This window comes from Winogradskyella damuponensis (assembly GCF_039538385.1).
Classification (GTDB): Bacteria; Bacteroidota; Bacteroidia; order Flavobacteriales; family Flavobacteriaceae; genus Winogradskyella; species Winogradskyella damuponensis.
In genome coordinates this window covers 446,729-454,132 of record NZ_BAABCB010000015.1, presented here as the reverse complement: position 1 = coordinate 454,132, position 7,404 = coordinate 446,729, and the positions used below count along the sequence as shown (strand labels likewise).

Annotated in this window: 5 protein-coding genes; all 5 read left to right on the top strand. The window is 34.5% G+C overall.

Going from position 1 to position 7,404, the window contains the following annotated elements:
* Positions 1 to 703: 703 nt before the first annotated feature.
* Complete coding sequence (gene thrS, locus ABD730_RS07910) at positions 704 to 2,644, top strand: threonine--tRNA ligase (protein WP_215925144.1); 1,941 nt, start codon at positions 704 to 706, stop codon at positions 2,642 to 2,644.
* A 35-nt stretch (positions 2,645 to 2,679) separates the two neighbouring features.
* The gene (infC, locus tag ABD730_RS07905) at positions 2,680 to 3,228 is read left to right on the top strand and encodes a translation initiation factor IF-3 (RefSeq protein WP_215925523.1); all 549 of its coding nucleotides are present in this window, start codon (positions 2,680 to 2,682) and stop codon (positions 3,226 to 3,228) included.
* 75 nt (positions 3,229 to 3,303) lie between these two features.
* Complete coding sequence (gene rpmI, locus ABD730_RS07900) at positions 3,304 to 3,501, top strand: 50S ribosomal protein L35 (RefSeq protein ID WP_215925145.1); 198 nt, start codon at positions 3,304 to 3,306, stop codon at positions 3,499 to 3,501.
* A gap of 101 nt (positions 3,502 to 3,602) precedes the next feature.
* The gene (gene rplT / locus ABD730_RS07895) at positions 3,603 to 3,947 is read left to right on the top strand and encodes a 50S ribosomal protein L20 (protein WP_215925146.1); all 345 of its coding nucleotides are present in this window, start codon (positions 3,603 to 3,605) and stop codon (positions 3,945 to 3,947) included.
* A 167-nt stretch (positions 3,948 to 4,114) separates the two neighbouring features.
* Positions 4,115 to 7,378, top strand: coding sequence for an amidohydrolase family protein (locus ABD730_RS07890; protein ID WP_344713771.1), 3,264 nt, complete (start codon positions 4,115 to 4,117; stop codon positions 7,376 to 7,378).
* Positions 7,379 to 7,404: the final 26 nt, after the last annotated feature.

Below are 7,404 nucleotides of genomic sequence, written 5' to 3'. Positions count from 1 at the left end.
GAATTATTCTAGTACTCTAAATGATTTATTCTCTTGTTTGAAAATAGCCGTTTCCAACTATCTTCTTACGCTGTCAATTCAATATGTTAATGAACTTTTCTTTACTTTTACTTAACATTGTTTCGCTAAGCGGGTGCAAATATAAAACCCTTTTTTCATTCTCACAAACTTAATTTGAAAAAATATTATTTATTTTTTCAAAGCTAAATCTGTCTGGAAATGAACGTCTGAAACTTGACTTGTTGTCTTTGTTTCGGGGTGCAAAAATAGAACCCTTTTTCATTCCTACAACACAATTATGCTTTTTATTTTCACTTTTATTTTAAAACCTTAATTTCGTGCAATTTAACAATCTTAAAAAGTTACTGTTTTGTTCTAGCTGATAGCAAACACTAGTCTTTAATGCTAAAAAACGGCTTTTAATAGCACAAGATCTTTTTAAATTACAACTATATTAGCGGTAGAAGCGGCATCCTTTTTTACTTCTATATATAATGACAAGATAAGAACATAGTATATGAGATTAGTATATTCTACTCTAAAGAAACTTAGTAAAAAAGATATAGCGGATGACGCGACACTTTTGCTACTAAAAAGCAAAAGTGAAATACCCTAAAAAAACAATGCAATATTTATAGAAACTTCACTTTGTCTATTCCTTATATAGATATATCTTTGTAGACTAAAATTTATACTATATATAATGATACAAATTACTTTACCAGATGGTTCTGTTAGATCTTTTGAAAAAGATGTAACACCTTATGAAGTGGCTGTAGATATTAGCGAGGGATTTGCTCGCAACGTTATCTCTGCAAAATTCAATGACACAACTGTTGAAACTACCACTCCATTGACCACCGATGGTAATCTTACTTTATATACGTTTAGAGATGATGATGGTAAAAAAGCATTCTGGCATTCTTCTGCCCATGTTTTAGCACAAGCTCTAGAAGAATTATACCCTAATGTAAAGCTTTGGGTTGGTCCTGCTGTTGAGAATGGGTTTTATTATGATGTTGACTTAGGGGAAGGTTCTATTTCTGAGAAAGATTTTAAAACAATTGAGAACAAAATGATTGAAATTGCTAGAGGCAAGCACGACTTTAAAATGCGTGATGTTTCTAAAGCAGAAGCTCTCTCCTATTATAAAGGTAAAAACGATTACAAAGTTGACTTAATTGAAAACCTTGAAGACGGCACTATTAGTTTTTGTGATCATTCTAGTTTCACTGATCTTTGTCGTGGTGGCCATATTCCTAATACAGGAATTATTAAAGCTGTCAAAATTTTAAGTGTTGCTGGCGCCTATTATAAAGGTGACGAAAAGAATAAGCAATTAACAAGAGTTTATGGTATTTCTTTTCCAAAGCAAAAAGAATTAACAGAATACCTACATCTTTTAGAGGAAGCTAAAAAAAGAGATCATAGGAAATTAGGTAAAGAATTAGAGTTGTTTACTTTTTCTCAAAAGGTCGGTCAAGGTTTACCACTTTGGTTACCAAAAGGTGCCGCTCTTAGAGAACGTTTAGAGAATTTCTTAAAAGCAGCTCAAAAGAAAGCGGGTTATGAAATGGTAGTTACACCACATATTGGACAAAAGGAGCTTTATGTCACTTCTGGTCATTATGCAAAATATGGAGAAGACAGTTTCCAACCTATTACAACTCCTTCTGAAGGTGAAGAGTTCCTATTAAAACCAATGAACTGTCCTCATCATTGTGAAATTTATAACGCTAAACCATTTTCATATAAAGAACTTCCAAAACGCTATGCCGAATTTGGAACTGTATACAGATATGAACAAAGTGGCGAGTTACACGGTTTAACAAGAGTTAGAGGGTTTACTCAAGATGATGCTCATATTTTCTGTACTCCTGATCAATTGGACAAAGAGTTTAAGGATGTTATAGACTTAGTATTATATGTTTTTGGGTCTTTAGGTTTTGAAAACTTTACAGCTCAAGTTTCATTAAGAGATCCAGAAAATCCTGAAAAATATATTGGAAGTGATGAAAACTGGCAAAAAGCGGAAGAAGCAATTTTAAACGCAGCAAAAGACAAAGGTTTAAATTATGTTGTTGAAACAGGTGAAGCTGCCTTTTATGGTCCAAAGTTAGACTTTATGGTCAAAGATGCTTTAGGAAGACAATGGCAATTAGGAACAATACAAGTAGATTATAACTTACCTGAGCGTTTCGATTTATCTTATAAAGGTAGTGATAATGAGATGCACAGACCGGTTATGATTCATCGTGCGCCTTTTGGAAGTATGGAGCGTTTTATAGCTATATTACTAGAACATACGGGAGGAAACTTCCCACTTTGGTTAATGCCAGAGCAGGTAATTATACTCTCAATAAGCGAGAAATATGAAAAATACGCAGAAAAAGTTTTAATTTCGCTAGAAAATGACGAAATTCGCGCCCTCACAGACAACAGAAATGAAACTGTAGGTAAGAAAATTCGCGAAGCTGAAATGCAAAAGTTTCCTTATATGATTATCGTCGGTGAGCAAGAAGAAAAGGATAATACAATAACTGTGCGCCAACATGGAGGTGAAGACCTTGGCACAATTAGTGTAGAAGACTTTAAAGAAATAGTAAAAGATAGAATTAGTAAAAGTTTAAAAACTTTTAAATAATATTAAGTTTAATTTAAAATACAGAAGCCATAGCAATACGTAGAAACAGAAAGAATTTTACAAGACGTGTATCTCAAGAAGATAAACACCGTATAAATTCTAAAATCAGATCTGAAGAAGTAAGATTAGTCGGAGATAATGTCGAAATAGGTGTTTATCCTATTAAACAGGCTTTATCCATAGCCGACGAACAAGGTTTAGATCTTGTAGAGATATCGCCAAATGCGAAACCTCCTGTTTGTAAAGTTATGGATTATAAAAAATTCCTTTACGAACAGAAGAAAAGAGAAAAAGCATTAAAGTCTAAAGCGACTAAAGTCGTTGTTAAAGAAATTCGTTTTGGTCCTCAAACAGATGACCATGATTATGAATTCAAAAAGAAACATGCTGAAAAGTTCTTAAAAGATGGAGCGAAGTTAAAAGCGTTCGTATTCTTTAAAGGACGATCTATTGTCTTTAAAGAACAAGGTCAAATTTTATTATTAAAGTTGGCACAAGATCTTGAGGAATATGGGAAGGTAGAACAAATGCCTAAACTTGAAGGAAAGCGAATGATTATGTTCATCGCACCTAAAAAGAATTAAATAAAAAATCACTATAGCTAAAGCTATAAGTGTATTTAAGATAATAAGCGAAACGTAAATTAAAAAGAGGAGAAAATGCCTAAAATGAAAACAAAATCGAGTGCTAAGAAACGTTTCAAACTAACTGGCACTGGTAAGATTAAAAGAAAGCATGCGTTTAAGAGTCACATATTGACAAAAAAATCTAAAAAACGTAAGCTAAAATTGACTCATGATGGTTTAGTACATAAAGCAGATGAGGACAATATTAAAACAATGTTACGTTTAAAGTAATACGGTTTTAATCGGTTAAAACAAATTATAAACCCTGGAGTTAGGCAAAATTATTTAGCAAGTGTCGATTTAGACCGCCTACTACAAAAACAATTAAAGAAATGCCAAGATCAGTAAATTCAGTAGCAAAAAGAGCCCGAAGAAAAAAGGTTCTTAAGCAAGCAAAAGGTTACTTCGGAAGACGTAAAAACGTTTGGACAGTAGCAAAAAATGCGGTTGACAAAGCGATGCAATATTCGTACAGAGACCGTAGAGTAAAAAAGAGAACATTCCGTTCGTTATGGATTATGCGTATTAACGCAGGTGCAAGACAGCATGGAATGAGCTATTCAAAATTTATGGGAGGATTAAAATCTAATAATATCGAATTGAACCGTAAGGTACTTGCCGATTTAGCAATGAATCACCCAGAAGCTTTTGAAGCTATAGTAAACAAAGTAAAGTAGGCTTTTAGCCAAATTAATAACAACATTTCGCTTATAAAATCCGATTCATTTATTTGAATCGGATTTTTTTATGTCTAATTATTAAAAACTAAACTGTTTACATAAGCGCATATGCATACAAAATTCCTTTTTTATTTTTAACTTACGCTTTAATTAAAATCATTTCCATGAAACGTATTCAGTTTATCGCAACCCTTATTCTACTCGTTACTTTTAATACGTATAGTCATAGTCAAGATAAAGAAAAACCCAAACCTTGGGATGTATCTAACCCCGAAGGTAACTGGAATTTTAAAGACCTAAAACTTTCAACCAATGAAGGGACTTGGATGAATTTGGATATAAGTCCTGATGGGAAATCTATTGTCTTTGATTTATTAGGCGATATCTACATCATGAACAGCAATGGTGGTAAAGCAAAAATACTAAGAGAAGGTTTGCCCTTTGAAATTCAACCACGATTTAGCCCTGATGGTAAACAGATTTCATTTACTAGTGATGCTGGTGGTGGTGACAATATATGGGTCATGAATACTGACGGTTCTGATGCTAAGCAAATCACAAAAGAAAATTTCAGATTATTAAACAACGCTATTTGGACACCGGATGGAGATTATCTTATTGCCCGAAAACATTTTACTTCTGGGCGTTCTTTAGGAGCTGGCGAACTATGGCTATATCATAAAACTGGCGGTAGCGGTTTACAGCTTACTAAAAAGAAGAATGACCAACAAGATGTTAACGAACCAACTATCTCTCCAGATGGGAAGTATTTATACTACAGCGAAGATGTTTATCCTGGTGGCTTTTTTCAATACAACAAAGACCCAAACAGTCAAATCTATGTGATCAATCGCTATGATATGAAAACGGGTAAAACAACAAGAATCACCGGTGGTCCAGGTGGTGCTGCACGTCCTCAAATTTCCAGAGATGGAAAAAAACTAGCTTTTGTAAAACGTATTCGTACCAAATCTGTTTTATATATTCATGATTTAGAAACAGGAGAAGAATGGCCTGTTTATGACCAACTAAATAAAGACCAACAAGAAGCATGGGCTATTTTTGGTGTCTATACCAACTTTAATTGGATGCCTAATAATGAAGACATTGTAATTTGGTCTGGCGGAAAAATTAATAAAATCAATATCAATTCGCTTAACGTATCCGACATTCCGTTTGAAGCTAACGCTACTATTAAGATTGCTAAAGCAGTTGAATTTGATACACCTGTAGCACCTGATACTTTTGACGCTAAAGTGATTCGTCATGCGACCACGTCTCCTGATGGAAAATCAATTGTCTTTAATGCGCTTGGTTATTTGTACACACAAAAATTACCAAATGGAAAAGCTAAACGGTTAACGAAAGGCACCGATTTTGAATTTGAACCATCCTTTTCACCTGATGGAAATACCATTACTTATGTAACTTGGAATGATCAAAACTTAGGTGCTATTTATTCAATTCCTTCAACTGGTGGTACTGCCACAAAACTGACTTCAGAAAAAGGCATTTATAGAAATCCGTCGTATTCACATAACGGTAAACATATTGTCTACAGAAAAGAAGGAGGAAACAACGAACAAGGTCGAACATTTTCAAAAAAGCCAGGTTTGTATTTGATGAATAGTGATGGGACAAACACCAAATTTGTAACCAAAGAAGGAGATTTCCCAATGTTTAATGCTGATGATACACGAATTATTTACCAAAATGGCGGACAATTTTTTGGGGCTTTAACTAAAGAATTGAAAAGTGTTGATCTTAATGGTTTTGATGAACGCACACTCGTAAAATCAAAACATGGTAATATTTTGGTACCAAGTCCTGATAGCAACTGGATTGCTTTTGTTCATTTACATAAAGTGTATTTAGCACCAATGCCTAAGTCTGGACATACTTTAGACTTAACTGATAAAAGCAAATATGTTCCAATTACGCAGCTTTCTAAAGATGCTGGGATTAATCTTCATTGGTCTAAAGACAGCAAAACATTACATTGGACATTAGGCAACCAGTATTTTTCAGTTAAAGCTTCTGAAGATGCTAAACTTGTTGAAAAAGGTATAAAAATAAATTTAGAAGCTAAAACCGATAAACCTTCAGGAAGAATTGCTTTAAAAGGAGCGCGACTGATTACTATGGAAGGTGATGAAGTCATAGAAAATGGCACCATCATTATTAATAGCAATATCATTGAATCTATTGGAAATACTTCAGACATCACAATTCCTTCCGATGCAAAAGTCTATGATGTTTCAGGAAAAACAATAATGCCAGGCATGGTGGATGCGCATGCACATATTGGTGGCTTTAGATACGGATTAACCACACAAAAACACTGGCAATTTTACGCGAATTTAGCTTATGGAGTGACGACGTCTCATGATCCATCTGCGCATTCTGAAACTATTTTTGCGCTTTCGGAATTACAAAAAACCGGTGAACTTGTTGGACCACGTCTCTACTCTACAGGATTTATTCTTTATGGAGCTGATGGCGATTTTAAAGCGGTCATCAATAATCTTGAAGATGCGCGTTCATCTATTAGAAGAACCAAAGCTTTCGGTGCCTTATCGGTTAAGAGTTATAACCAACCAAGACGCGAGCAACGACAACAAGTATTACAAGCCGCTAGAGAGGAAGGCATCTTTGTTGTTCCAGAAGGAGGCTCAACATTTTACCACAATATCACTATGGTAATGGATGGCCATACTGGTGTAGAACACAATATTCCTGTGGCACCTGTTTATAAAGATGTTTTAGAACTTTGGGGAAATAGTAATGTGGGTTATACACCAACACTTATTGTAAATTATGGAGGTATGAATAGTGAAGTCTATTGGTACCAAAAAACTAATGTTTGGGAAAATGAAAAGCTTTTAAAGTATACTCCAAGAGGTATTATCGATTCACGTTCTAGACATCGTGTTATGGTTCCGGATGAAGAATATGAGAACGGCCATATTTTGGTTTCTAAAACCACCAAAGCACTTAGTGATGCTGGTGTAAAAGTTAACCTTGGTGCACATGGTCAGTTACAAGGCCTTGGAGCGCACTGGGAGTTATGGTCACTTCAACAAGGAGGCATGGCCAATCATGACGTCTTAAAAGCTGCGACTATAAATGGAGCTAATTATATAGGTGCAGGTAATGATATTGGTTCGCTGAAAAAAGGAAAATTAGCCGATTTAATTGTGATGAATAAAAACCCCTTAGAAGACATTAGAAATTCTGAAAGTATTATTTACACCATGATTAATGGTCGATTATACGACACTGAAACTATGAATGAAATTGGAAATCACCCAAAGGAACGTACCAAATTCTATTGGGAAAACAATAAATATAACCAAGCGTTTCAGTGGCATGAGGAATCGCAAAGTTTTACACGAGAAACCTGCGGTTGCCATGTAGGCGCTCATTAAAACAAAAACCGATTCTATTGTGAATC

Bases quoted from the DNA above. Each gene is read 5' to 3' on its own strand.
- thrS (WP_215925144.1), top strand. From the start codon at position 704: ATGATACAAATTACTTTACCAGATGGTTCTGTTAGATCTTTTGAAAAA.
- rpmI (WP_215925145.1), top strand. From the start codon at position 3,304: ATGCCTAAAATGAAAACAAAATCGAGTGCTAAGAAACGTTTCAAACTA.
- rplT (WP_215925146.1), top strand. From the start codon at position 3,603: ATGCCAAGATCAGTAAATTCAGTAGCAAAAAGAGCCCGAAGAAAAAAG.
- ABD730_RS07890 (WP_344713771.1), top strand. From the start codon at position 4,115: ATGAAACGTATTCAGTTTATCGCAACCCTTATTCTACTCGTTACTTTT.